Origin of the sequence: Salinivibrio sp. MA440 (assembly GCF_001996265.1) — a bacterium.
GTDB lineage: Bacteria > Pseudomonadota > Gammaproteobacteria > Enterobacterales > Vibrionaceae > Salinivibrio > Salinivibrio costicola.
On the sequence record NZ_MUFI01000092.1, the window covers coordinates 1 to 1,921 of the forward strand.

Sequence of the window (1,921 nt, forward strand, 5' to 3'; positions counted from 1 at the left end):
CTCTATTTTCCTTAAGAACGTGATTGATGATTTCTTTTTCTCTTTTACTGTTCATGAGAACTAAAGGAAAAACATTACTTTTAGATATTTTTTTTGATTCATTTTTTTTCTTAACTTCACGAATCAAAGAGGTTATTGTCAATGAAGTTATAAGTGGCATGTCTATAGGTATAAAAACGAGAATAGATTGAGGGAAATAAATCATTGCAGAATAAATACCCCCCAAAGGACCTCGATTTGAATATATATCGCGTATATCGCTATACTCTTTTTCACCTGCGCAAATAATAACCTCATCGCATATTGACTGTCTCAGTATGGTAGCTTGTCTTTCAACAAGGGGCTGGGCACCATAAGCAAGAAGTGCTTTATCTTCCCCCATCCTTTTAGACAGGCCACCCGCCAGTACCACACCGACAACCTTTCTCTCTTTATCATTGCTCATGATACTAACCGCCTAACATCGCCAGGTTTTTTGTCATTCCACTATTATCATGATGTAATAAATGGCTCTCACGCTTATACTGGAGCAATGCTTCGATCTGTTCTTTCGTACCAACAATATCTCCTCGACACAAATTGTCTCGAAGACTTGATGCGCTACTAGCAAAAAGACATAGGTGTAAATTTCCGGTAGAAGAAACCCGAAGTCGATTACAAGACTTACAAAACTCTTCACTATAGGGCATGATCAAGCCAATTTTTCCTGTATAGTCAGGGTGAGAGTATTCATCTGCTGGACCTGCATTCGCTTCTTTTTGTGTCTTTTTCCAACCTTGCTCAATAAGACGATTTTGCAGCACCTGTCCACTTACGTGTTGACTTCGGTGAAAATCGCTATTGTCGCCGGTACGCATCAGCTCAATAAAACGCCAAGTAACTTCCTTATCTTTTGTAAAGGCTAAAAACTGTTCCCACTGGTCTAAGTTGTATTGTTTCATCAATACAGTGTTAATTTTCACGTTATCCAAACCACTATCTAGAGCGAGATCAATGGTATCAAGGACCGAGTGCAGCTTTTGCTTCCCCGTTATGGCTCGAAACTGATATGGATTTAATGAGTCAGCACTAATGTTTAACGCTGAAAGTCCTGACTTGATATATTTAGGTAGAGTTTTGGGAAGATTAAAGGCGTTAGACGTCATCGCCACTTTCTTTATGCCACTTGTGGATGCAGCAATAGCGATGATATCACAAAGATCTTTTCTTAATGTTGGCTCACCACCTGTTATTCTAATTTTAGAGGTTCCCAAAAGAGAAAAGGCATGCAGTAAAGTTTCTATCTCAAATAGTGACAGTTCGTTTTTGCCAGCATTGCAATCATTACCATTGGGTAGGCAGTAGTTGCAACGGAAATTACATAAATCTGTTACCGATAGGCGTAGATACTCGAACCTACGACCAAATGCGTCATATAGCATGTCAACACCTTTCCAAATCCGGGAGGCTGGCTGGTTTCCCAAGCCAACCCGGTAGCATCCACTAAATACTACGGCTCATTGCTCATATACAAATACGGGTGTACCTTGTACGTAGACGACAATGTGCTTCGGGTTGATTAAAGTCTTACTATAGTCTCTGATGTACCAAAACTATATAGTCCTTTATGTATACCCACAAAGGAGTATCGGACAAGTCATTGATTTGTTTGCTTCTTGGCTAAAAGTAGCACTAGAGTTAGTTTCAAAATAAGTAAAAATGAAATGAATAAAGACATGTCTGGATAAAACATAATAATCGACGTAGGAATAAACATTGAGAATAATGCGCTCAGTGCCCCACTCACACCAAAAAACGAAAACACATTCTTATGCATACGACTCACCTCTTCTTCATATAAGGAAGAGGAAACAGACATAGCTATTCCTGACTCAACCCCCAAGACAAACATAAATAATAAATAAAATGAAATGTATAAAAC

At 38.8% G+C, this 1,921-nt stretch carries 3 protein-coding genes and 1 riboswitch; all 3 genes read right to left on the bottom strand.

Annotated elements, in window-relative coordinates; all coding sequences use genetic code 11:
* On the bottom strand, nucleotides 1–445 hold a 445-nt coding region (mobA, locus tag BZG80_RS15600), incomplete at its 3' end, for a molybdenum cofactor guanylyltransferase (protein WP_131827572.1).
* 4 nt (nucleotides 446–449) lie between these two features.
* Nucleotides 450–1,421 (bottom strand): GTP 3',8-cyclase MoaA, encoded by a 972-nt coding sequence (moaA, locus tag BZG80_RS15605; protein ID WP_021022851.1) that lies wholly within the window; start codon nucleotides 1,419–1,421, stop codon nucleotides 450–452.
* Nucleotides 1,411–1,566, bottom strand: a riboswitch (molybdenum cofactor riboswitch). Its footprint overlaps the gene before it by 11 nt.
* 70 nt (nucleotides 1,567–1,636) lie before the next feature.
* Nucleotides 1,637–1,921 (bottom strand): hypothetical protein (locus tag BZG80_RS16040; protein WP_206744532.1); only part of this gene is annotated, 285 nt, incomplete at its 5' end.